This is a genomic window from Streptomyces sp. ADI95-17, assembly GCF_003846175.1.
Classification (GTDB): domain Bacteria; phylum Actinomycetota; class Actinomycetes; order Streptomycetales; family Streptomycetaceae; genus Streptomyces; species Streptomyces sanglieri.
In genome coordinates this window covers 55,257-77,231 of the sequence record NZ_ML123047.1, presented here as the reverse complement: position 1 = coordinate 77,231, position 21,975 = coordinate 55,257, and the positions used below count along the sequence as shown (strand labels likewise).

The 21,975-nt window shown below is 70.8% G+C and carries 21 protein-coding genes; 10 read left to right on the top strand and 11 right to left on the bottom strand.

Annotation, left to right across the window (positions count from 1 at the left end):
• Window positions 1–44: 44 nt before the first annotated feature.
• Window positions 45–1,331, bottom strand: coding sequence for an ion channel protein (locus EES42_RS19260; RefSeq protein ID WP_241196470.1), 1,287 nt, complete (start codon window positions 1,329–1,331; stop codon window positions 45–47).
• A gap of 137 nt (window positions 1,332–1,468) precedes the next feature.
• Between EES42_RS19260 and EES42_RS19255 the strand changes: the two genes are divergently transcribed.
• Window positions 1,469–2,227, top strand: coding sequence for a MerR family transcriptional regulator (locus EES42_RS19255; RefSeq protein WP_124719505.1), 759 nt, complete (start codon window positions 1,469–1,471; stop codon window positions 2,225–2,227).
• 58 nt (window positions 2,228–2,285) lie between these two features.
• Here the strand turns inward: EES42_RS19255 and EES42_RS19250 are convergent, their stop codons facing one another.
• Entirely contained in the window at window positions 2,286–2,651 is a 366-nt protein-coding gene (locus EES42_RS19250; protein ID WP_124719504.1) for a YbjQ family protein, read from the bottom strand.
• 170 nt (window positions 2,652–2,821) lie between these two features.
• On the opposite strand from EES42_RS19250, the gene EES42_RS19245 reads away from it, so the two are divergent.
• The gene (locus EES42_RS19245; RefSeq protein ID WP_124719503.1) at window positions 2,822–3,535 is read left to right on the top strand and encodes a DedA family protein; all 714 of its coding nucleotides are present in this window, start codon (window positions 2,822–2,824) and stop codon (window positions 3,533–3,535) included.
• A 22-nt stretch (window positions 3,536–3,557) separates the two neighbouring features.
• Here EES42_RS19245 and EES42_RS19240 read toward each other — a convergent pair whose 3' ends face one another.
• Together EES42_RS19240 and EES42_RS19235 are read right to left on the bottom strand one after the other, a co-directional pair.
• Window positions 3,558–5,267, bottom strand: a complete 1,710-nt coding sequence (locus EES42_RS19240) for a threonine/serine exporter family protein (protein ID WP_124719502.1) — start codon at window positions 5,265–5,267, stop codon at window positions 3,558–3,560.
• 216 nt (window positions 5,268–5,483) lie between these two features.
• On the bottom strand, window positions 5,484–5,978 hold the full coding sequence (locus EES42_RS19235) for an inorganic diphosphatase (protein ID WP_003968257.1): 495 nt from the start codon (window positions 5,976–5,978) through the stop codon (window positions 5,484–5,486).
• A gap of 158 nt (window positions 5,979–6,136) precedes the next feature.
• Between EES42_RS19235 and dacB the strand changes: the two genes are divergently transcribed.
• The 6 genes from dacB (at window position 6,137) to folE (ending at window position 13,689) form a co-directional block, all read left to right on the top strand.
• Window positions 6,137–7,570: a D-alanyl-D-alanine carboxypeptidase/D-alanyl-D-alanine endopeptidase gene (gene dacB, locus EES42_RS19230; RefSeq protein ID WP_241196523.1), complete on the top strand. Its 1,434-nt coding sequence runs from the start codon at window positions 6,137–6,139 to the stop codon at window positions 7,568–7,570.
• A 48-nt stretch (window positions 7,571–7,618) separates the two neighbouring features.
• The gene (locus EES42_RS19225) at window positions 7,619–8,752 is read left to right on the top strand and encodes a zinc-dependent metalloprotease (RefSeq protein ID WP_124719500.1); all 1,134 of its coding nucleotides are present in this window, start codon (window positions 7,619–7,621) and stop codon (window positions 8,750–8,752) included.
• Between the two features lie 198 nt (window positions 8,753–8,950).
• Window positions 8,951–10,033, top strand: a complete 1,083-nt coding sequence (tilS, locus tag EES42_RS19220; protein WP_124719499.1) for a tRNA lysidine(34) synthetase TilS — start codon at window positions 8,951–8,953, stop codon at window positions 10,031–10,033.
• 100 nt (window positions 10,034–10,133) lie between these two features.
• Window positions 10,134–10,673 carry a hypoxanthine phosphoribosyltransferase gene (hpt, locus tag EES42_RS19215; protein ID WP_072487175.1) on the top strand — a complete coding sequence of 180 codons (540 nt, stop codon included), beginning with the start codon at window positions 10,134–10,136 and terminating at the stop codon, window positions 10,671–10,673.
• A 228-nt stretch (window positions 10,674–10,901) separates the two neighbouring features.
• Complete coding sequence (gene ftsH, locus EES42_RS19210; RefSeq protein WP_124719498.1) at window positions 10,902–12,932, top strand: ATP-dependent zinc metalloprotease FtsH; 2,031 nt, start codon at window positions 10,902–10,904, stop codon at window positions 12,930–12,932.
• Window positions 12,933–13,083: 151 nt separating this feature from the next.
• Window positions 13,084–13,689 (top strand): GTP cyclohydrolase I FolE, encoded by a 606-nt coding sequence (gene folE / locus EES42_RS19205; RefSeq protein WP_093547466.1) that lies wholly within the window; start codon window positions 13,084–13,086, stop codon window positions 13,687–13,689.
• A gap of 43 nt (window positions 13,690–13,732) precedes the next feature.
• Here folE and EES42_RS19200 read toward each other — a convergent pair whose 3' ends face one another.
• From EES42_RS19200 to EES42_RS19175, 6 genes are all read right to left on the bottom strand, one after another.
• Window positions 13,733–14,215: a DUF3180 domain-containing protein gene (locus EES42_RS19200; protein ID WP_124719497.1), complete on the bottom strand. Its 483-nt coding sequence runs from the start codon at window positions 14,213–14,215 to the stop codon at window positions 13,733–13,735.
• A 64-nt stretch (window positions 14,216–14,279) separates the two neighbouring features.
• A complete protein-coding gene (gene folK / locus EES42_RS19195) occupies window positions 14,280–14,891 on the bottom strand; it encodes a 2-amino-4-hydroxy-6-hydroxymethyldihydropteridine diphosphokinase (RefSeq protein WP_124719496.1) in 612 nt (203 codons plus the stop codon).
• Entirely contained in the window at window positions 14,888–15,247 is a 360-nt protein-coding gene (gene folB / locus EES42_RS19190) for a dihydroneopterin aldolase (protein WP_124719495.1), read from the bottom strand. The genes folK and folB overlap by 4 nt, the downstream gene beginning before the upstream one ends.
• A 202-nt stretch (window positions 15,248–15,449) precedes the next feature.
• On the bottom strand, window positions 15,450–15,932 hold the full coding sequence (locus EES42_RS19185; protein ID WP_124719494.1) for a nuclear transport factor 2 family protein: 483 nt from the start codon (window positions 15,930–15,932) through the stop codon (window positions 15,450–15,452).
• Window positions 15,929–16,726: a dihydropteroate synthase gene (gene folP / locus EES42_RS19180; RefSeq protein ID WP_241196522.1), complete on the bottom strand. Its 798-nt coding sequence runs from the start codon at window positions 16,724–16,726 to the stop codon at window positions 15,929–15,931. Before folP ends, EES42_RS19185 begins: the two co-directional genes overlap by 4 nt.
• Window positions 16,727–16,820: 94 nt before the next feature.
• A complete protein-coding gene (locus EES42_RS19175) occupies window positions 16,821–18,662 on the bottom strand; it encodes a phosphatidylglycerol lysyltransferase domain-containing protein (protein WP_124719492.1) in 1,842 nt (613 codons plus the stop codon).
• Between the two features lie 138 nt (window positions 18,663–18,800).
• Here EES42_RS19175 and EES42_RS19170 point away from each other — a divergent pair, with 138 nt between their 5' ends.
• The gene (locus EES42_RS19170; protein ID WP_124719491.1) at window positions 18,801–19,925 is read left to right on the top strand and encodes an alpha/beta hydrolase; all 1,125 of its coding nucleotides are present in this window, start codon (window positions 18,801–18,803) and stop codon (window positions 19,923–19,925) included.
• 18 nt (window positions 19,926–19,943) lie between these two features.
• Here EES42_RS19170 and EES42_RS19165 read toward each other — a convergent pair whose 3' ends face one another.
• Complete coding sequence (locus EES42_RS19165) at window positions 19,944–21,131, bottom strand: ABC transporter ATP-binding protein (RefSeq protein ID WP_124719490.1); 1,188 nt, start codon at window positions 21,129–21,131, stop codon at window positions 19,944–19,946.
• 130 nt (window positions 21,132–21,261) lie between these two features.
• Between EES42_RS19165 and EES42_RS19160 the strand changes: the two genes are divergently transcribed.
• The gene (locus EES42_RS19160) at window positions 21,262–21,972 is read left to right on the top strand and encodes an ABC transporter permease (protein ID WP_124719489.1); all 711 of its coding nucleotides are present in this window, start codon (window positions 21,262–21,264) and stop codon (window positions 21,970–21,972) included.
• Window positions 21,973–21,975 lie beyond the last annotated feature (3 nt).

The window sequence follows — 21,975 nt, the reverse complement described above, 5'->3', positions numbered from 1 at the left end:
TACGGAAGGGTCGGGCATCCGGCGCGTCGGACGGGCACCCCGGCTCACTTCAGCGGCGTACCGTCCTCGTGCAGCTGCATCTGCGGCCGCCCGGTCACCAGCAGCCAGACGGGCAGCGAGGCGACGCACAGCATCGGCAGTACCGCCGCGTCGCCCACCAGCACCGCCGCGGTGAACAGGCTCAGCCAGCCCTGCCGGGTGATGGCCAGCAGCACCCCCAGCACCCCGCAGGTCACCGCCAGTGCCACCGGCACCGAGGTGACCAGGGCATGGGCGCAGAGCCCCAGCGCGGCGCCCACGAAGACGGCGGGGAAGATCCGCCCGCCCCGGAAGCCGCAGCTCGCCGCGATCACCAGCGCGGCCGTCTTCACCACGGCCATGACCGCGAACTGCCCGGCCGGCCGGCCGCTCGGGTCGGCGGCCAGCTCCTTCACCTCGTCGAGCCCCTTGAACAGGGTGAGATGGCCGCCCAGCGCGCCCAGCAGTCCGAGCAGCAGCCCGCCGGCCGTCAGCGCCAGGACCGGGTGCTTCAGGGCCCGGAAGAGCCGGTGCACGTACGGGAAGGCGTACACCGCCAGCAGGCCGAGCACCGCCCCGGTGAGCGCGATGACGACGGAGGCGGGCAGGTCGCCCCAGCGCGGGCGGTCGTAGGCCGGCAGCGCCAGGTCGAAGCTGGGGTGGGCCAGCAGGGTCATGGTGAGCGCGCCCGCGGTGCCCGCCGCGAGCGGGCCGAAGAGGCGGTCCCAGAGCGCGCCCGGTTCGGCGCGGGAGGCGAGGGTCTCGGTGAGGATCAGTGCGGCGGCGACCGGGGTGCCGAAGAGCGCCCCGATGGTGCCGGCCGCGGCGAGCGAGAGCCAGAGCGCCGCCGGTGTGCGGGGCAGGAAGCGGCGGCCGAGCCAGCAGGCCAGCGCGATGTTGGCGGCCGTGATCGGATTCTCCGGACCGAGGCTGACCCCGCCCGCCAGGGTCAGGACCGTGACCAGCAGCAGCCCCGGGACCACACCCGGCGGCAGCGGCGGATCGACCAGCCCGGTGGTCGCCGGATCGGGGCCCGCGTGACCGGGCACCGCCCGGACGAGCAGCCCGACCGCCAGACCGCTCGCGGTGAGCATCACGATCATCCAGAGCGTGGAGTAACGGCCGACGGAGAGCGCGTCGGGGAGCGTCTCCCAGAGCACGCCCTGAAGCCTCTCCGCGAGCAGGCTGATGCCGAGCAGGACGAGGGCGCAGAGGATCCCGACGGCCAGCGCGGGCACGATGACGGGCAGCAGCCGCTGTACGGGGGTGGGCTCGGGGGCGGATCCGGCGAGGGTGGAGGATTCGGTGGCCACCGGCTCACCATAACGGCCTAAAAGGAACATAACCCATCGAATGGCGCCGAGGGCGGCGCCGGTTCGGGCTTGCACCTCACGTCACGTCAGGGCCCAGGCTCGGGACGTACCCGATCGGAGAAGGGAGCGGGACAGCCATGGAGTACCCCGTGGGACAGGTCGCCGGATTCGCCGGAGTCACGGTGCGCACCCTGCACCACTACGACGGAATCGGACTGCTCTCGCCCAGCGGGCGCAGCCGGGCCGGGCACCGCCGTTACGACGACGGCGACCTCGACCGGCTCCAGCAGATCCTGTTCTACCGGGAACTCGGCTTCCCGCTCGACGAGATCGCGGTACTGCTCGACGATCCGGGAGCGGACCCGCAGGAGCACCTGCGGCGCCAGCACCGGCTGCTCTCCGACCGGATCGCCGAACTTCGAAGAATGGCCGCCGCCGTCGAAACAGCCATGGAGGCACGGAAGATGGGCATCAACCTCACACCCGAGGAGAAGTTCGAGGTCTTCGGGGACAAGGACCCCGAGGAGCACGCCGAGGAGGCCGAACGCCGCTGGGGCGGCACCGACGCCTACGCCGAGTCGCAGCGCCGGGCCGCCGGATACACCAAGGACGACTGGAAGCGGATACAGGCGGAGGTCGCCGAGTGGAGCGCCGCCTACGACGCGCTGATGGAGGCCGGGGAGCCGGCCACCGGTGAGCGGGCGATGGACCTGGCCGAGGCCCACCGGCTGCACATCGGCAGGTGGTTCTACGAGTGCACCGCAGAGTTCCACCGGGGGCTCGCCGAGATGTATGTGTCCGACCCGAGGTTCCGCGCGTTCTACGAGTCGATGCGGCCGGGCCTGGCCGAGCATCTGCGGGACGCGATAGACGCCAACGCCCGGCGCCTGGCGTGACGGCCGCGGGGGCGGGGACGGCCGGACGACCGCGCCCCGCCCCCGCGGCCATGCCCGCTCAGCTCCTGCTGATCACGACCGCCGTTCCGTACGCGCACACCTCCGTGCCCACGTCGGCCGCCTCGGTCACGTCGAAGCGCATCATCAGCACCGCGTTGGCGCCCCGCGCCTTCGCCTGCTCGACGAGCCGTTCCATCGCCTGGTTGCGGGTCTGGACGAGGGTCTTGGTCAGCCCCTTCAGCTCGCCGCCGATCATGGACTTCAGCCCGGCGCCGATCTGGCTGCCCAGATGACGGGAGCGGACGGTGAGGCCGAACACCTCCCCGATCACCTGCGTCACCTGGAAGCCCGGCACATCGTTCGTCGTGACGATCAGGACGTCCGACCGGTCCGTCTGCCCGCCGCCGTAATCCTCAATGCCCATCGCGTGGCACCTCCTGGGGACAGCTTTGTCCCGGTTGCCCCGGTGTGCATCCCGGGCAGGCCCGGTGCGCGTCCTCGCGGGGACCGGCTGGAACCCGGGCGTGTCATCCTGCGTTGATAGCTTTGGGCGGCCACGCAGCCGCCATCGATCGATCCAGGAGCCCCGGACCCTTGAATACGCTTGCGCTCGGCCCGAGCTGGCTGGACCCGGACTATCTGATCAACACCTTCGGACTTCCCGGCGTACTCCTCATCGTGTTCGCCGAGTCCGGACTGCTGATCGGCTTCTTCCTCCCCGGCGACTCGCTCCTGTTCACCACCGGTCTGCTGGTGACCACCGGCCAGCTGGACACCCCGCTCTGGCTGGTCTGCCTGCTGGTGGCGCTGGCGGCGATCATCGGCGACCAGGTGGGCTATCTCTTCGGCCGCAAGGTCGGCCCCTCGCTCTTCAAGCGCCCGGACTCCCGCCTCTTCAAGCAGGAGAACGTCGAGAAGGCGCACGACTTCTTCGAGAAGTACGGTCCGAAGTCGCTGATCCTGGCCCGCTTCGTGCCCGTGGTGCGTACGTTCACGCCGATCATCGCCGGTGTGAGCCGGATGAACTACCGCTCGTTCATCGTGTTCAACATCATCGGCGGGGTGCTCTGGGGCGTCGGCGTCACGCTGCTCGGCTCGGCCCTCGGCAAGATCGACTTCGTCCACGAGAACATCGAGGCGATGCTCATCCTGATCGTGCTCATCTCGGTGGTGCCGATCGCGATCGAGTTCCTGCGGGCCCGCTCCAAGTCGAAGAAGGAAGCGGCGTCCGGCGGCGGCGAGGGCCAGGGCCCGTCCGCCGGAGGCAGCCCGTCCCCGGGCCAGCGCGGCCGGCACGCCAAGCGCTGACGTACGTACCGCCCGCCGGGCCTCAGAAGCCGCGCGTCCGCTTGGCCGCGCGGCGGTTGGCCCCGCCGACCGCACCCGGCACCCGCATGAACAGCCGGGAGATCTCGCTCCCCAGGTTCACCCCGATCGCGATGGCCAGGGCCGTGGCCACCGCCGTCGACAGCGAGGCGAGCCCGGTGTTCACCCTCCCCTGCGCCACGGCCAGCAGACCGAAGTACGTCGCCGAACCGGGCAGCAGCGGACCGATCGCCGCCGTGATGAACGGCAGCGACGAGGTGTACCGGTAGCGCGAGAACAGCTGCCCGAACAGCCCCACCAGACCGGCCGCCGTCGCCGTCGCCGCCACCGGCGAGATGTTGCCGGTACGGGCCATCGCCCCGTAGATCACCCAGGCCACACCGCCGTTGAGGGTCACCGCCAGCACCGTGGACCGGTCCTGCTGGAGCAGGATCGCGAAGGCGAGACAGAGCGCCATCGACGCCAGGATCTGCACCACCGGCCGGTCGTGCGGGACGAATCTGGCCTCGGGGTTCAGCTGGGCGCCCAGCTGGAGCCCCAGATACAGCACCAGCAGCACACCGACGACGATGCCGATGAACAGGTACATCACTTCCAGCAGCCGCGCCGCCGCGGTGATGTAGTAGCCGGTCAGCCCGTCCTGCACCCCCGCCACCAGCGCCCGCCCGGGCAGCAGCGCGAACAGCCCACCGGTGATCACCGCCGACGGCCGTACGTCCGACCAGTGGGTGAGGGTCAGCGCCACACCCATCGCGGCGGGCGGCATCGCCGCCACCACGAACTGGTAGAACTCCGGCAGCCCCCGGCCCGCGAAGAGCCAGGCCAGCCGGTCGCCGAGCATCGCGCCGACCGCCGCCACCACGAACACCAGCGGACCACCGCCGACCAGCACCGATGCCGCTCCCGCGAGGCCGCCGCCGGCCAGCGTCAGTGCCCAGCCGGAGTACGGGTGACGGTTGCGCCGGATCTCCGCCAGCCGCCGGTAGGCCTCCTCCAGGGAGACCTCGACGTCCTCGGAGGTGATGTCGTCGATCAGCCGGAAGACGGCGGCCAGCCGGGTGTAGTCGGTGCCGCGGCGGCGTACGGTACGGCTCGCCGTCACCGGGTCGTCGACCAGCGACGGCTGGTGCGAGATCGACAGCAGGGTGAAGGTGACCGTGGGCTCGCTGCGGTCCAGGCCGTAGCTGCGGGTCACCGCGAACATGGCCGCCTCGACGTCCTCGGCGCCCTCGCCGCCGGCCAGCAGCAACTCGCCGATACGCAGCGTCAGGTCGAGCACGCGCGGCACCGCGGGCCCCGCCTCGTCGGCCTTCTGCACCGGCTCGGGCGCCGGGCGCTCGGCGACCGGCATCCGCAGCATCGTGCGCATCCGGTCCTGCCAGGGGGCCTCCTTGGTCAGCCGGATCATCGGGCTGCCGTGGGCCGGGGTGAAGGCGGGCGGCGAGTGCTGGGCACTGTAGGTGCGCGGCGGGGCGAAGGCGGAACCGATCGTGTCCGATCCCGAAACCGGCCCCGGGGCGGAACCCGAAGCGGAACCTGCTCCCGGCCCCTGGGGCTCGGCCGTCAGACCGGCCGGAACGGCGAACTCCGAGGTCGGGTGGTCGTCGTCCGGCGCGGACGAGCGTCTGTCCACCCCGGCCGGCGGGACGAAGGCGCTGCGCGCCTCGTCGGACTGGGGCTTCTGGTCCTCCGGACCGCCCTGTTCCGCCACCACTCGACCTCGCTCCTCCTCAGCTGCGCACCGTCGGCCGCACTTGTGCCCAGTATGGCCACGGGAGGGGGCGCGGACGCCAGGAGGGCGGCACACGGGCCGGGGAAGGACACGCGGAACGGGCGGCACTCCACAGAAGGAGTACCGCCCGTTCCGGCACGGAACCGCAAACGGAACCGTGTCACGTACCTCGGCCGGAAACCGGCCGCGACCCTGGGGTCAGTGCGCGCCGCCCTGCGCCTCAAGACGCTTGTAGGAGGCCTCGATCTCGGCCTCGGCCTCGGCGCGGCCGACCCAGTCGGCGCCCTCGACGGACTTGCCGGGCTCCAGGTCCTTGTAGACCTCGAAGAAGTGCTGGATCTCCAGGCGGTCGAACTCCGACACGTGGTGGATGTCGCGCAGGTGCTCCACCCGGGGGTCGGAGGCCGGCACGCACAGCAGCTTGTCGTCGCCGCCGGCCTCGTCCGTCATCCGGAACATGCCGATGGCGCGGCACTTGATGAGGCAGCCGGGGAAGGTCGGCTCGTCCAGGATGACCAGCGCGTCCAGCGGGTCACCGTCCTCGCCGAGGGTGTTCTCGACGAAGCCGTAGTCCGCCGGGTAGCTGGTCGAGGTGAAGAGTCGACGGTCCAGGCGGATCCGACCGGTCTCGTGGTCCACCTCGTACTTGTTCCGCGAACCCTTCGGGATCTCGATGGTGACGTCGAACTCCACGGGTGGCTCCTCCATGATCAACACATACGACTGGTGATTAAGTGTCCCCCACGCAGATGTGTGCTCGCGAAAGGGGCTGGTCAACGGTGGACGAGCCGGTGAAAAGACCGTCGGTCAACCCGCTGGACAAGCTGAGCAGGCTCGCCCGTCGGGCCGGCATGATCAGGTCGAGGGGACTGAACGACCGGCAGTTCACCGCCGTCTCCGCCGGCCTGGGCCTGGCGCTCGCAGCCGGCGTCGTCCTTGCCGCCGGCCCCTGGGACTCGGGTCAGCGTAAGGCCGAGAGGGACTGGGCCGCCGCCCGGAACGGTACAGGTGGCGCACATCACGAATCCGCCGCCCCGTCCGGACCGGCGCCCGCACCCAGCGCCCCGGCCGTCCTGGCCGCCCTCTCCGCCGCCGTCGACAACTCCGCCCCGGACACCCGCGACACCCCGGACAGCGCGGCCGCCGCCCTCCGCGCCACCCTCGGCCCACTGCTGAAGGACCCCGCCCTGGGCGAGCGGCGCGCCGCCGTCGTCATCGACACCGCCAGTGGCGAGCGGCTGTACGGCCAGGGCGCCGGCACACCCATGACGCCCGCCTCCACCGTCAAGATCGCCACCGCGGTCGCCGCCCTGAGCGCCCTCGGCCCCGACCACCGCATCGCCACCACCGTCCGGGCGTCCCCCGACTTCCGCCGCCTCACCCTGGTCGGCGGCGGCGACCCCGTCCTCGACCGGGCCGCCCTGCGCGGGCTGGCCGCCGACACCGCCCGCGCCCTGAAGGACCACGGAGTCGAGAAGGCCCGCCTCGTCTACGACACCTCCCGCTACTCCGGCCCGGCCCGGCACCCGATCGGCCCCAACGAGAACATCGCGCCCGTCAGCGCCCTGATGACCGACGAGGGCAGGCTCGACGACACCACCAGCGGACCCGCCCCGCGCAGCGACGACCCGGCCGGGGACACCGCCCGTACCTTCGCCGAGCTCCTCGACGACGCCGGGATCGACACCGCGGCGCAGCCGAAGCCCGGCCGCCCGGCCACCGGTTCCGGCAAGGTCGCCGAACACCGCTCCGTACCGCTCTCCGCCCTGGTCGAACGGGCCCTGACCAACAGCGACAACGACATCGCCGAGGCACTCGCCAGGCAGACCGCGCTCGCCGCGGGCGAACCGGCCGACTTCGCGGGCGGCCGACGCGCCGTCACCGCACAGCTCAGGAAGCTCCACCTGCCGCTGACCGGCGCGGACTTCGCCGACGGCAGCGGACTGAACCGCAAGGACAAGGTCACCGCCGGACTGCTGGCCGGCCTCCTCGCCCGAGCGGCCGACCCGGACCACCCCGAACTGCGCCCCGTCCTCACCGGCCTCCCGGTGGCCGGTTTCAGCGGCACGCTCAGCGACCGCTTCACCGGGAAGTCCGGGGGCACCGGCCTGATCCGCGCCAAGACCGGCACCCTCACCGGCGTGAACACCCTCGCGGGAACGGTCGTCGACCGGCAGGGCCGGCTGCTCGCCTTCGCCTTCCTGGCATCCGGCACGACCTCCCCGTCCGAGGCCCAGACCGCGCTCGACACCCTCGCCACCACCCTCGCCTCCGGTACCGGCTGAGCCGTCAACACCGCACCGCGGACGGACCCGAGCACGTACGGTTGACGCATGACGAGCATCGGTGGTGCCGAGATGGTCGACTGGAATCTCGCGGTCGCGACCGCGACCCGACTTGTGCGGCCGGGGCCGGAGATCAGCCGCGAGGAGGCCCGCGAGGTCGTCGCGGAGCTGCGTCGGCATGCCAAGGCCGCGGAGGAGCACGTCCGTTCCTTCACCCGGATGATCCCGGAGGGGACCGAACCGGAGGACACCCCGGTCCTGGTCGTGGACCGGGCCGGCTGGATCAAGGCCAATGTCGCGGGCTTCCGCGAACTGCTCCGCCCGCTGCTGGGGAAGATGCAGGACCGGCGCGCGGGCGGCCCCGGCGGCGCCGTGCTCGGCGCGGTCGGCGGCAAGGTCACCGGCGTCGAGGTCGGGATGCTGCTGTCGTTCCTGGCCTCCCGGGTGCTCGGCCAGTACGAGACGTTCGCCCCGGCCACCCGCGAGCTCCCCGCCTCGGCCGACGGCGGCGGCCGGCTGCTGCTCGTCGCCCCGAACATCGTGCACGTCGAGCGCGAACTGGACGTCGACCCGCACGACTTCCGGCTCTGGGTCGCGCTCCACGAGGAGACCCACCGCACCCAGTTCACCGCGGTGCCCTGGCTCCGCGACCATCTGCAGGGCGAGATCCAGTCATTCCTCGACGAGACCGACATCGACCCGATGACCGTGCTGGAACGGCTCCGCGAGGCCGCCCAGTCCCTTGCCGGGGGGCGCCCCGAGGGCGAGGAGGGCGAGGACGGCGGCCGCAGCCTGGTCGAACTCGTCCAGACGCCCGCCCAGCGCGAGATCCTCGGCCGGCTCACCGCCGTGATGTCCCTGCTCGAAGGCCACGCCGACTACGTGATGGACGGCGTCGGCCCGGAGGTGGTCTCCTCCGTCGGCGAGATCCGGGAGAAGTTCCAGCAGCGCAGGGCACGCGGCGCGGGCCGGCTCGACCAGGCGCTGCGCAAGCTCCTCGGCCTCGACGCCAAGCTGCGCCAGTACCGCGACGGCGAACGGTTCGTCCGCGCCGTGGTCGACGAGGTCGGCATGGACGGCTTCAACCGGGTCTGGACCTCGCCGAACACCCTGCCCACCAAGGCGGAGATCGCCAAGCCCGCCGACTGGATCGCGAGGGTGCACCGTAAGGCAGAGTCCTGATCATGGCCGGTCCGACGGCGGACGACAGGATGAGAACGCGCCGGTAATCACCCATCCGAGGGACCGTAGGGGCATGGGAAGGCGTGCAATGCTCGATGGACGGCTTGCCTCTGTCACCATCGACGCACTCTGAGTGACGGCAGATCTCCGGTCCGCCACTTCGAGGCACCTCACCGAACTCCACGAAGGGCACCGGACATGGGTCCCCATCCTGCGGTCGCGGCGATACGCCTGGCGGTCCGCCGCGTACTCCACGACGTACTCACCGATCACATCCGAAGCGCCGACCTCTCCCGGCGCACCCCGCACCCCGAGCTCGCCGAAGCCGGTGCGGGCAGGCAGCGCGCCGCACTCCCCGAACGCCCCGACACCCCGCTGGTGCTGGTGGCCTGCTCCGGCGGCGCCGACTCCATGGCACTCGCCTCCGCCCTCGCCTTCGAGGCCCCCAAGCTCTCCGTCCGGGCCGGCGGGATCACCGTCGACCACGGCCTCCAGGACGGCTCCGACACCCGGGCCGCCGAGGTCGTGGACCGCCTCACCGCGATGCACCTCGACCCGGTCGAGTCCGTCGCCGTGCGGGTCGGCCACGACGGCGGCCCCGAGGCCGCGGCCCGGGACGCCCGCTACGCCGCCCTGGACGCGGCGGCCGAGCGGCACGGCGCCGCCGCCGTCCTGCTCGGGCACACCCGCGACGACCAGGCGGAGACGGTGCTGCTCGGCCTCGCCCGCGGCTCCGGCATCCGCTCGCTCTCCGGCATGGCCGCCGCGTCCGGACCGGCCGGCCGCTACCGCCGCCCCTTCCTCCAGCTCGACCGGCAGACCGCCCGCAAGGCCTGCCTCGTCCAGTCGCTGCCCGTCTGGGACGACCCGCACAACATCGACCCCGCCTACACCCGCTCCCGGCTGCGCCACGAGGGCCTGCCCGCCCTGGAGAAGGCGTTGGGCAAAGGGGTCGTCGAGGCGCTCGCCCGGACCGCGCAGCTCTCCCGCGACGACGCCGACGCGCTGGACACCTGGGCCGCCCAGGCCGACCGCGCCGCCCGGGACGACGCGGGCCGTCTGGAGTGCGCCAAGCTGTACGCGCTGCCGCCCGCCGTACGCCGCCGGGTCCTGCGCCGGGCCGCCATGGAGGCCGGCTCCCCGGCCGGTTCGCTCTTCGCCCGGCACATCGAGGAAGTCGACCGTCTGATCACCGGCTGGCGCGGCCAGCGGGCCATCAACCTGCCCGGTCGGGTCGAAGCCATGCGGCAGGGTGGCAGACTGGTCATTCGGCAGAGCTGAAGCACAAGCGGCTGACACGCAGGCGAGCGGCCGCGCAGGTGCGGGGGCAACACCCCGGACCCGGCAGGCAGAGAAAGAGACGCGGGTGAACGAGAAGGACATGGGCACCGACCTTCAGTCGGTGCTCCTCACCAAGGAAGAGATCGACGCGAAGCTCGTCGAACTGGCCGCGAAGATCGACGCGGAGTACGCGGGCAAGGACCTGCTCATCGTCGGCGTCCTCAAGGGCGCAGTGATGGTGATGGCGGACCTGGCGCGCGCGCTGTCCACCCCCGTCACCATGGACTGGATGGCCGTCTCGTCGTACGGCGCCGGCACCCAGTCCTCCGGAGTGGTCCGGATCCTCAAGGACCTGGACACCGACATCAAGGGCAAGCACGTCCTGATCGTCGAGGACATCATCGACTCGGGGCTGACCCTGTCGTGGCTGATGTCGAACCTCGGCTCGCGGGAGCCCGCGTCCCTGGAGATCTGCACCCTGCTGCGCAAGCCGGACGCGGCCAAGGTCGCGCTCGACTGCAAGTGGGTCGGTTTCGACATCCCCAACGAATTCGTCGTCGGCTACGGCCTCGACTACGCCGAGAAGTACCGCAACCTCCCCTTCGTCGGCACCCTCGCCCCGCACGTCTACGGGGGCTGACCTCCGTACGGAGCCCTTCGCCCGGCACCGGCGGTGCCCGGACCGACCGGAGCCGGCGGCGGGGAACCTTTCACGGGATCCCCGCCGTTGAGCCTTCGAAGGCGGGTTTTGACAGACGTCCCCGGCAGTCGCGGGTGACAATGCTGGGGTACCGTCCGAAGAACAGTCTTTTCTCACAGCAGCATTTACCTACGGGCAGGAGGGACGGGGCGGCTTCGCCCCGTATGGATGGACGTGAAGCGATACTTCCGTGGGCCGGTCATGTGGATCGTGCTGGCCGTCCTCGCCGTGGTCGTGTTGATGACAGTCGTCGGCTCGTCGGGCGGCTACAAATCGGTGGACACCGGCAAGGTGATCCAGGCGATCAGCAAGGACCAGGTGGCGCAGGCCAAGCTGACCACCGGTGACGATCAGATCATCAAGATCGAGTTGAAGAAGGGCCAGAAGCTCTCGGGCGAGTCCGGCACCAAGTTCCAGGCGAGCTACATCGGCAACCAGGGTGTCCAGCTCGCGGACACGCTGCAGCAGAAGTTCGAGAGCGGCAAGATCGACGAGGGCTACACGGTCTCGCCGTCCAAGCAGTCCCCGTTCATCTCGATCCTCCTCTCGCTGCTGCCGTTCGTCCTGATCGTGGTCGTGTTCCTGTTCCTGATGAATCAGATGCAGGGCGGCGGCTCCCGGGTCATGCAGTTCGGGAAGTCCAAGGCCAAGCTGATCACCAAGGACACCCCGAAGACGACGTTCGCCGATGTGGCGGGGTCGGACGAGGCCGTCGAGGAGCTCCAGGAGATCAAGGAGTTCCTCCAGGAGCCGGCGAAGTTCCAGGCCGTCGGCGCCAAGATCCCCAAGGGCGTCCTGCTGTACGGGCCTCCCGGTACGGGCAAGACGCTGCTCGCACGCGCCGTCGCCGGCGAGGCGGGCGTCCCGTTCTACTCGATCTCCGGTTCCGACTTCGTCGAGATGTTCGTCGGTGTCGGTGCCAGCCGGGTCCGTGACCTCTTCGAGCAGGCCAAGGCGAACGCCCCGGCGATCGTCTTCGTCGACGAGATCGACGCCGTCGGCCGGCACCGCGGTGCCGGAATGGGCGGCGGGCACGACGAGCGCGAGCAGACGCTGAACCAACTGCTCGTCGAGATGGACGGCTTCGACGTGAAGGGCGGCGTCATCCTGATCGCCGCCACGAACCGGCCGGACATCCTCGACCCGGCGCTGCTGCGCCCGGGCCGTTTCGACCGGCAGATCGCGGTCGACCGGCCGGACATGCAGGGCCGTCTGGAGATCCTCAAGGTGCACCAGAAGGGCAAGCCGGTCGCGAAGGACGTCGATCTCGGCGCCGTCGCCCGTCGTACGCCCGGCTTCACCGGTGCCGACCTGTCGAACGTGCTGAACGAAGCGGCGCTCCTCACGGCGCGCGCCGATCTGAAGCTGATCGACAACAAGATGCTCGACGAGGCCATCGACCGCGTCGTGGCGGGCCCGCAGAAGCGGACCCGGATCATGTCCGAGAAGGAGAAGAAGATCACCGCGTACCACGAGGGCGGACACGCCCTGGTCGCGGCGGCTTCCCCCCAGGCGGACCCGGTCCACAAGATCACGATCCTCTCCCGCGGCCGCGCCCTCGGTTACACGATGGTGCTCCCGGAGGAGGACAAGTACTCCACGACGCGCAACGAGATGCTCGACCAGCTGGCCTACATGCTGGGCGGGCGCGCGGCCGAGGAGCTGGTCTTCCACGACCCGACCACCGGCGCCGCCAACGACATCGAGAAGGCCACCGCAACGGCCCGCGCGATGGTCACGCAGTACGGCATGACGGAGCGGCTCGGCGCGATCAAGTTCGGCGGCGACAACACCGAGCCCTTCGTGGGCCGGGAGATGGGCCACCAGCGCGACTACTCGGAAGAGGTCGCGGCCCTCGTCGACGAGGAGGTCAAGAAGCTCATCGAGACCGCCCACAACGACGCGTGGGAGATCCTCGTCGAGAACCGCGACGTCCTGGACAACCTGGTGCTCCAGCTCCTTGAGAAGGAGACGCTCGGCAAGGAGGAGATCGCCGAGATCTTCGCCCCGATCGTGAAGCGCCCGGCCCGTCCGGCGTGGACCGGTTCGGCCCGGCGTACGCCTTCGACGCGTCCCCCGGTGCTCTCGCCGAAGGAGCTCGCCCTCACCAACGGCGCCACCACGGCGAACGGCTCGGTCGTCCCCACGGACACCGTCCCGGCCACCGAGGTCGTCCCGGAGGACCGGCCCGAGAGCTGATCCCGTTCCCCGGTGTGGCCCCTTTCACGGGGATCGCACCGGGCCCGGAATGGAAGCCGCGCCCCCACAGGTTCTAGCCTGTGGGGGCGCGGCTTTTTCGTACGTCCGTGCGGAGGTATGGCGCGTGACAGCTCAGAGGAACGAGGCACAGATGACCGACCCGGTGACGCTGGACGGCCAGGGTTCGATCGGCGAGTTCGACGAGAAGAGGGCCGAGGCCGCCGTACGCGAACTCCTCATCGCGGTGGGCGAGGACCCGGACCGCGAGGGACTGCGCGAGACGCCGGGCCGGGTGGCACGGGCGTACAAGGAGATATTCGCGGGCCTCCACCAGGAGCCCGAGGACGTCCTGACGACCACGTTCGACCTCGGCCACGACGAGATGGTGCTGGTCAAGGACATCGAGGTCTTCAGCACCTGTGAACACCACCTGGTGCCGTTCCGGGGCGTCGCGCACGTCGGGTACATCCCGGCCACCAGCGGAAAGATCACCGGCCTCTCCAAGCTGGCCCGGCTGGTCGATGTCTACGCCCGGCGTCCGCAGGTCCAGGAGCGGCTCACCACGCAGATCGCCGAGTCCCTGATGGAGATCCTGGAGCCGCGCGGCGTCATCGTCGTCGTCGAGTGCGAGCACATGTGCATGTCGATGCGCGGTATCCGCAAGCCGGGGGCGAAGACGCTGACCTCGGCGGTGCGCGGACAGCTCCGCGACCCGGCGACGCGCGCCGAGGCCATGAGCCTGATCATGGCGCGCTGACCGGAGCACCGGGGCGCAGCCGTACCACAGGAGCTCGGTGGGCCTACGCGGCCGCCGAGCTCCGGTCGTTGTCCTCGTCGTCCGGGAGCTTGCAGATGCGTTCCAGCCAGAGGGCCGCGGCGACCACCGCGGCGCCTGCCAGGACGGCGAAGCCCGCGTAGATCGCCTGGTCGCGGCGGGCCGGGATGTCGAGGGAGCCGAGCAGGAAGACGCCGGTGCCGCCGTACATGCCGGAGACCAGGGAGACGACCAGGGCGCTGGCCTGGCCGAAGACGACCGCGCGTGCCGCCATCAGTGGCTCGATGCCCTTGGCTCCCGGCCGGCGCTCGCGCTGGGCGCGCAGCCGGGAACGGATCGAGAGCGCCGTCGCCAGCAGGATGACGGCGATCACCGCGAGCACGATCGGCGCGGCGAGGGGAACGCTCGGCAGGCTGCCCAGGGAGTCCCAGAGGCGGGCACCGCCCCAGGAGAGCACCCCGGCAGCGGCGAAGAGGGCGACCAGTACCCCGAGCCTGAGTTGCTTCACCGAGTGATCCGCCCTTCGCCGCCGGTGATCCGTTTCCGTCGAGCCTAACGACTGAGACTAACGACTACTCGGGCAGGCGGAGTTCCAGATCGGCCCGGGGCAGCACGCCGTCGCGGCCGACTCCGGCCAGCAGCTCCGCGACGGGGCCGGCGCCGGGCAGCTGGGCCTCGGGGTCGACGTCGTGCCACGGGGCGAGGACGAAGGCCCGCTCACGGGCCCTGGGGTGAGGGAGGGTGAGCACCGGGTCGTCGGAGACGACGTCCGCGTACGCCACGATGTCGACGTCGATGGTGCGCGGGCCCCAGCGCTCCTCGCGGACCCGGTCGAAGGCCTCCTCGATGGCCTGGCCGCGCTCCAGGAGGGAGGACGGGGGGAGCGTCGTCTTCACGACGATCACCGCGTTGAAGTACGAGGGCTGGGAGCCGGGGGCGACGCCCCAGGGCTCCGTCTCGTACACCGGGGAGACCGCCTTGACCCGCAGGCCGGGGGTGTCCTCCAGGGCGTCGATGGCGCCCTGGAGGGTCTCCAGGCGGTTGCCGAGGTTGGAGCCCAGGGAGATCACGGCGCGCTTGGGGTTGGAGAGGGTGACGTCCGCCGCGTCCACCTGCTCGACCACGGAGGCGGGCACCGGCTGGACGGTCGGGTCGCTCTGCCCTTCGGTGGAAAACGCAGTCATACTCGGCTCCGGGTGATGGTGATGGTCACATCGTCGAAGGGGACGGTGATCGGCGCATCCGGCTTGTGCACCACGACCTCCACCTCCTCGACTCCTTCGTGCTTGAGGCACTGCTGGGCGATGCGCTCCGCGAGCGTTTCGATCAGGTCGACGGGGTCGCCCTGCACCACTTCGACGACCTCCTCCGCGACGACGCCGTAGTGCACGGTCTTCGTCAGGTCGTCGGAGGCTGCCGCGGGGCGGGTGTCCAGGCCGAGCACCAGGTCCACGATGAAGGTCTGGCCCTCTTCCCGTTCCTTGGGAAAGACGCCATGGTGCCCACGGGCCTTGAGGCCGCGCAGCGCGACACGATCCACGCGAATCACTCCTGCTGTCGTTGGTCGTAGAGACACGGGGCCGCGTGCGGACGGCGAGGTGCTCTCTTTCGAATCTACCTGCGAGCACCGACAGTGCTCGCCCGCGGGGGCCGTGGACGCGGCTCCACGGGACTGGTAGCCGCGTATACCCGCGCTGTCCCGTTCCAACCCCGTTCGGGGGCGCGGCCGCCCGACAGGCGGGTCAGGAGGGCGTCTCTTCGTCCTCTTCCTCGCCGGTTTCGGTCAGTACGGGCGAGCCGTGGTGGGACCAGAGCTTCCAGCCGTCGGGTGTGCGACGGAACACATTGGTGGCCACGACGAGTTGGCCGACCAGCGGTCCGAGCGCGTTCCCGTCCTCCGCGGGGCCACCGCTGAGGATGTTCTCCGTGCAGGTCACCAGGGCCGTGTCACCGGTCATCGAGATCCCGACGTCGGTCAGGAAGAACTGGATGTACTCGGTGTTCGCCATGATCAGCGCGTAACTGCGCAGCACCTCGCCGCGGCCGCTCAGCACCGGCCAGCCCGGGTGGACGCAGGAGACGGTGAGGTCCTCGCCCGGCAGCCAGAGCCCGGAGAGCTCCTCGAAGTCGCCGCGCTCCATCGCCTCGTAGAAGGCGGTGTTGGCCTGCTCGACGGCCGCGATGTCGGCGGCCGCCTCCGCGTGCTCGTCGCGGGGCCCGCTCACGCGGCTCCCTCGACGGCGCGGGCGACCCGCACGGCGTCGGCCGTGGCCCGTACCTCGTGGACCCGGACGGCCCAGGCACCGGCGTGGGCGGAGAGCGCGGAGATCGCCGCGGTGGCGGCGTCGCGTTCGCGGGCGGGCGGCGGGGCGGCGCCCTCACCGGCCAGTACGTGGCCGAGGAAGCGCTTGCGGGAGGCGGCGACCAGCAGCGGGCGGCCCAGGGCGCGCAGCTCGTCGAGGTGGGCGACCAGGGAGAGGTCGTGGGCGGCGTCCTTGGCGAAGCCGAGCCCGGGGTCGATCACGATCCGTTCCGGGGCGATGCCGCCCGCGACCACGGCGTCCATGCGTTCCCGCAGTTCCCGGGCGACCTCGGCGACGACGTCCCCGTACACCGCCCGGCTGTTCATGGACTCGCTGAAGCCGCGCCAGTGCATCACGACGAACGGGGTGCCGGCCGCGGCGACGACCCGGACCATGTCGGGATCGGCGAGGCCGCCGCTCACGTCGTTGACCAGGGCGGCTCCGGCCGCGACCGCCTCCTCGGCGACCCGGGCCCGCATGGTGTCCACGGAGACCGTGACCCCTTCGGACGCCAGACCCCGAACCACCGGAACCACGCGCCGCAGCTCCTCCGAGGCGTCCACCCGGCTGGCGCCGGGGCGGGTCGACTCGCCGCCCACGTCGATCAGGTCGGCGCCCTGGGCCACCAGGTCGAGGCCGTGTTTGACCGCGGCCGTGGTGTCGAACCAGCGCCCTCCGTCGGAGAAGGAGTCCGGGGTCACGTTCACGACACCCATGACCGCGCAGCGGTCCCACTCCGGAAGGCCCTGGACCGTGCCTCGTCCACGCAACGTACTCATGCGACCAGCGTAGGCCCCGTACGGAGCGGAGCTACGCCGCGCGCGCGTGCTGCTCCCGGCCCGGCGCGGCGGTGTGGGCGCAGGGGCGGGGCCGCGGGGCCGGGAAGCGGCGGGCGAAGGGGCGGGGCAGCGCCAGGTTCACGAAGCCCTCCGCCTGCATCGCCGCGAGGGAGATGCGGGGCAGGTCGCGGGCGGCGCGGTAGACGACGAAGCGGGGCTCCCAGCGAGGGCGGAACTTGGCGTTGAACTTGTACAGCGACTCGATCTGGAACCAGCGGGAGAGGAAGATCAGCAGTCCGCGCCAGGTCCGCAGCACCGGTCCGGCGCCCAGCTTCTCGCCACGGGCGAGCGCCGAGCGGAACATCGCGAAGTTCAGCGAGACGCGCTCGACCGAGAGCCGGGGGGCCGCCTGGAGGGCGGCGACGATCAGCAGTTCGTTCATGCCGGGGTCGGCGGAGCGGTCGCGGCGCATCAGGTCGAGGGACATCCCGTCGCGGCCCCACGGGACGAAGTGGAGTACGGCCTTCACGTCGCCGTAGGGGGAGCCGTCTGTGTGCTCGTCGGCCTTGTGGGCGGTGGCGATGACGCAGTCCCCGTCGGCCGGGTCGCCGATCCGGCCGAGCGCCATGGAGAAGCCGCGTTCGTTGTCGGTGCCGCGCCAGTCGTCGGCGGCCCGGCGGATGCGGGCGAGTTCGTCCTCGCCGATCTCGCTCACGCGCCGGACCCGGGTCTCGTAGCCGAGGCGTTCAATGCGCTTCACCATCTGGCGTACGTTGCGCATCGCGCGCCCGGCGAGCGAGAAATCCGCGACATCCACCACCGCCTCGTCGCCCAGTTCCAGGGCGTCGAGCCCGGTCTCGCGGGTCCAGACCTCGCCACCGGTCTCGCTGCAGCCCATCACCGCGGGGGTCCAGGAGTGGGCCCTGGCCTCGTCCATGAACCGTTCGATGGCGCCGGGCCAGGCCTCCACGTCGCCGATCGGGTCGCCGCTGGCCAGCATCACCCCGGACACCACGCGGTAGCAGACGGCGGCCTTGCCGCTGGGGGAGAAGACGACGCCCTTGTCGCGGCGGAGCGCGAAGTGGCCGAGCGAGTCGCGGCCGCCGTGCTTCTCCAGCAGGGCGCGCAGCCGGGCCTCGTCGTCCTCGGTGAGGCGGGCGGCCGGGTGCTCGGGGCGGAAGGCGAGGTAGATGGTGGTGACGGCGGTCAGCAGGCCGAGGGCGCCGAGGGAGTACGCCACGGTCCAGGAGGTGTCGCCGGCGTACTCGACCGGCCCCTCGAAGCCGAGCATTCCGTACAGCACGTGCTGGAGCCGGTCGGCGACGCTGGGGCTGCCGACGACCCGGCCGGGGTGGGCGCTGACGACGACCAGCCCGAGGGCCAGCGAACCCGCGCCGAGGAGCACGAAGTTGGCCAGTGCCCGCCAGCGGCTGCGGGGGTCGGGGAGCGCGGCGAACTCGCCGCGGTTGCGGACCAGCAGCAGGCAGAGCACCAGCGAGACGAGCGTGCCGATGACCGAGTGCCGGTAGGTGAACTGCGCCAGCGCTCCGGCCGGCAGCAGTACGACGGCGGCCCGCCAGGCCCGCCGCTTGCGCCGCTTGAGGCCGTGGGCGAGCAGCAGCAGCAGTACGCCGGCGCTCAGCGAGAGCGCGGCGGCGAACGGCCCGAGGGCGCCGGGCAGCACCTCGGCGAGGGTGTGCATCCGGCTGTGCCGGAAGCGCGGGAAAACGCCTGCGGCGACATCGATCAGGCCGACGACGGTGCAGGCGGTACCGACCAGCGTCGGTACGGATTCGGGGCGCGGGCCGCGTACGAACTTGCGTACAGAGCTCGGAACCGATCCCGATTTATCCCCATCTAGCGTGACAGACATCGCTTCCCGTGGTTCCGCGAGAGATTCTTGAGTCCTTCGGTCGTAGCCCTCAGGACGATGTGCGACTTGTAGGACGAGGCTTCCGGATCCGGGGTTCACCCGACAGCCGGAAATTTCCAGACAAGAAAGCTCACCCCCATGGGTCTCACCAGCAATGTGTTCCTGGGTCTGGTCATCGGACTGGCCCTGGTGTTCTTCGCCGCCACGATCTGGCTCTGGCCCCGGCTGGCCCGCCGCAGCGTGCGCGCGGTGCTGGGCCGGGTCGGCCTGTTGCTGGTGACCCAGGTGATGGTCTTCTCCTCGGTCGGTCTGCTGGCCAACAACTCCTTCCTCTTCTACGGATCGTGGGCCGATCTGCTCGGCCAGAAGCAGGATCTGGGCGTCGTCACGGACCACGCGGCCGGGACCCTGGCGGCCAAGAACATCGTCCGGGTCGGGATGCAGCTGCCGGACGTGCCGGGCGCCTCGCGGCCGGCGAAGAGCGGACGGATCGACAAGGTGGTGATCTCGGGCCGGCGGTCGGGGATCGAGAGCTCGGCGTACGTGTACCTCCCGCCCGAGTACTTCCAGCCGGCGTTCGCCCGCCGCAAGTTCCCCGCCGTGGTCGTCCTCACCGGGTACCCGGGCATCCCGGAGAACCTCCTGAAGGGTCTCGGATATCCGCGTACGGCGCATGAACGGGTGAAGGCGGGCCGGGCACAGCCGATGATCCTGGTGATGCTGCGGCCGACGCTGGCGCCGCCGAGGGACACCGAGTGCGTGGACATCAAGGGCGGGCCGCAGACCGAGACGTTCCTCGCGGAGGATCTGCCGAACGTGGTCTCGGACGGGTACCGGGTCGGAAGGCTGGCCCACAACTGGGGCATCATGGGCAATTCGACCGGCGGTTACTGCGCGCTGAAGATCGGCCTCCACCACCCGGACCGGTTCGCCGCGAGCGTCGGGCTCTCCGCGTACTACAAGGCGGCCGAGGACCCGACGACCGGTGACCTCTTCCAGGGCGACCAGCAGGCGCGCAACCGCGCCGATCTGATGTGGACACTGGACCACCTGCCGAAGCAGCCCGACTCGTCCTTCCTGGTCACGACGTCCAGGCACGGCGAGGGGAACTACCGCTCCACCCAGCAGTTCATCTCCAAGGTGAAGTCGCCCGCCCAGGTCTCCTCGATCGTGCTCGACAGCGGCGGGCACAACTTCAACACCTGGCGGCGGGAGATCCCCTCGGCGCTGGACTGGATGAGCAGCCGGCTCAGCGAGAACTGACGCGCGGGGTCTCCCGGCTCACCCGGCGGCGGTCTTGCCGACGCTCGCCACGGTCTCGACCGCCACCTCGGCGCGCGGCACGTCCTGGGCGTCCGCGTCGATCGAGCGGCGCAGCGCCTCGTGCAGCCGGGCCGGGGTGAGCACGCCGAGGAACCGGCCGGTGGACTCCGCGTCGATGACGGCGATCCAGCCCGCGTCGTGCTGGAGCATGGTGGCGAACGCCTGCTTGAGCGGGGCGCCGACGGGCAGCCACGCCTCCATCCGGCGGGCGTGCGCGCGCACCGTGCCGTCGGCCCCGGCCCCGGCTCCGTCGGCGGGGATCCAGCCGTGCAGATTGTCCTGGCCGTCCAGCACGACGGCCCAGCGCGCCCCCTCGGCCCGCAGCCGCTCGGTCGCCTTCGCGAGGGAGTCGTCGAGGTGGACGACGGGCGGCTGGTCGAGGTCGCCCTCCTCGATGGGGGTGACGGAGAGCCGCTTGAGGCCGCGGTCGGCGCCGACGAAGTCCGCGACATAGGGGGTGGCGGGTGCGCCGAGCACGGTGGCCGGGGAGTCGAACTGCTCGATGGAACCCTGCCCGTAGACGGCGATCCGGTCGCCGAGCCGGACCGCTTCCTCGATGTCGTGCGTGACGAACAGGACGGTTTTACGGACCTGTTCCTGAAGTTTCAGGAATTCGTTCTGCAGCCGTTCCCGTACGACCGGGTCGACCGCGCCGAAAGGCTCGTCCATCAGCAGCACCGGCGGGTCAGCGGCCAGTGCCCTTGCCACGCCGACGCGTTGACGCTGACCTCCGGAGAGCTGTTCCGGATAGCGGTCGCCATAAACGGAAGGGTCAAGTCCGACAAGGTCGAGGAGTTCCGCCGCGCGTTCCCGTCCCTTTCCCCGTTTCCAGCCCAGGAGATGCGGGACGGTCGCGGTGTTCTCCAGCACCGTGCGGTGCGGGAAGAGTCCGACCTGCTGGATCACATAACCGATACGGCGGCGCAGTCGGACGGGGTCGATGGCGGATATGTCGTCCCCGTCGAGGAATATCCGTCCCTCGGTCGGTTCGATCAGCCGGTTCACCATCTTCATGGTGGTCGTCTTGCCGCACCCCGACGGTCCGACGAGCGTGACCAGTTCACCCTCGGCGACGTCGAAGGAAAGGTCGTCGACGGCGGTGGTGCCGTCCGCGTACCGCTTGGTGACGTGCTCGAAACGGATCATGGTTCCCCATTGTGACGCGTGTTCTGTGAAGGACGTGTTGCTGAAATACAACGGCCCCCGCGATTGTCAGTGGTCGAGGATAGGGTCGCCCATACATACGTACGAGACGGTGACCGGGAGGTGGGGACGGATGGCCGCGGGACAGAACTGCCTGGTGACGAACGACTGGATCTGCGGGGAGTATCTCCGTTCCCGCAGTCAGGAGTTGACCGACGCGACGGTCCAGCACATCTGGATCACCGCGGTCTCGGTGGTGATCGGACTGCTGGTGGCCTTTCCGCTGGCGCTGCTCGCGCGCCGCAGCCGCCGTTTCGCCGGACCGGTGCTCGGGCTGACGACGATCCTCTACACCGTGCCCTCGCTCGCCATGTTCTCGCTGCTGCTGCCGTTGTTCGGGCTCTCCGCCGCGCTGGTGGTCACCGGCCTGGTGCTGTATTCGCTGACCATCCTCGTGCGGAACATCCTGGCCGGCCTCGAAGCCGTCCCCCAGGAGGCGAAGGAGGCCGCGAAGGGGATGGGGTACGGGCCGGTGCGGCTGCTCTGGGAGGTCGAACTCCCGCTGGCGATGCCCGCGTTGATGGCCGGTGTGCGGATCGCCACGGTGTCGACGATCGCGCTGACCACGGTCGGTTCGATCATCGGCAGGGGCGGCCTCGGCAACCTCATAGGTGACGCGCTCCCCAGCTTCTTCAAGGCCCAGGTGCTCACCGCCTCGGTCCTGTGCGTCCTGCTCGCGGTCGTCGCGGATCTGCTGCTGCTCGGTGTGCAGCGGCTGCTGACCCCCTGGACCCGAATACGTGCGGTGCGGACGGACGCGGACACCGTGGCAAAGGCGGTCTGATCC

Bases quoted from the DNA above. Each gene is read 5' to 3' on its own strand.
- EES42_RS19225 (WP_124719500.1), top strand. From the start codon at position 7,619: ATGACGAGCATCGGTGGTGCCGAGATGGTCGACTGGAATCTCGCGGTC.
- hpt (WP_072487175.1), top strand. From the start codon at position 10,134: ATGGGCACCGACCTTCAGTCGGTGCTCCTCACCAAGGAAGAGATCGAC.
- dacB (WP_241196523.1), top strand. From the start codon at position 6,137: ATGATCAGGTCGAGGGGACTGAACGACCGGCAGTTCACCGCCGTCTCC.
- EES42_RS19160 (WP_124719489.1), top strand. From the start codon at position 21,262: ATGGCCGCGGGACAGAACTGCCTGGTGACGAACGACTGGATCTGCGGG.
- EES42_RS19255 (WP_124719505.1), top strand. From the start codon at position 1,469: ATGGAGTACCCCGTGGGACAGGTCGCCGGATTCGCCGGAGTCACGGTG.
- ftsH (WP_124719498.1), top strand. From the start codon at position 10,902: ATGGACGTGAAGCGATACTTCCGTGGGCCGGTCATGTGGATCGTGCTG.
- folE (WP_093547466.1), top strand. From the start codon at position 13,084: ATGACCGACCCGGTGACGCTGGACGGCCAGGGTTCGATCGGCGAGTTC.
- EES42_RS19175 (WP_124719492.1), bottom strand. From the start codon at position 18,662: ATGTCTGTCACGCTAGATGGGGATAAATCGGGATCGGTTCCGAGCTCT.
- EES42_RS19170 (WP_124719491.1), top strand. From the start codon at position 18,801: ATGGGTCTCACCAGCAATGTGTTCCTGGGTCTGGTCATCGGACTGGCC.
- EES42_RS19165 (WP_124719490.1), bottom strand. From the start codon at position 21,131: ATGATCCGTTTCGAGCACGTCACCAAGCGGTACGCGGACGGCACCACC.
- folK (WP_124719496.1), bottom strand. From the start codon at position 14,891: ATGACTGCGTTTTCCACCGAAGGGCAGAGCGACCCGACCGTCCAGCCG.
- tilS (WP_124719499.1), top strand. From the start codon at position 8,951: ATGGGTCCCCATCCTGCGGTCGCGGCGATACGCCTGGCGGTCCGCCGC.
- EES42_RS19250 (WP_124719504.1), bottom strand. From the start codon at position 2,651: ATGGGCATTGAGGATTACGGCGGCGGGCAGACGGACCGGTCGGACGTC.
- folP (WP_241196522.1), bottom strand. From the start codon at position 16,726: ATGGGTGTCGTGAACGTGACCCCGGACTCCTTCTCCGACGGAGGGCGC.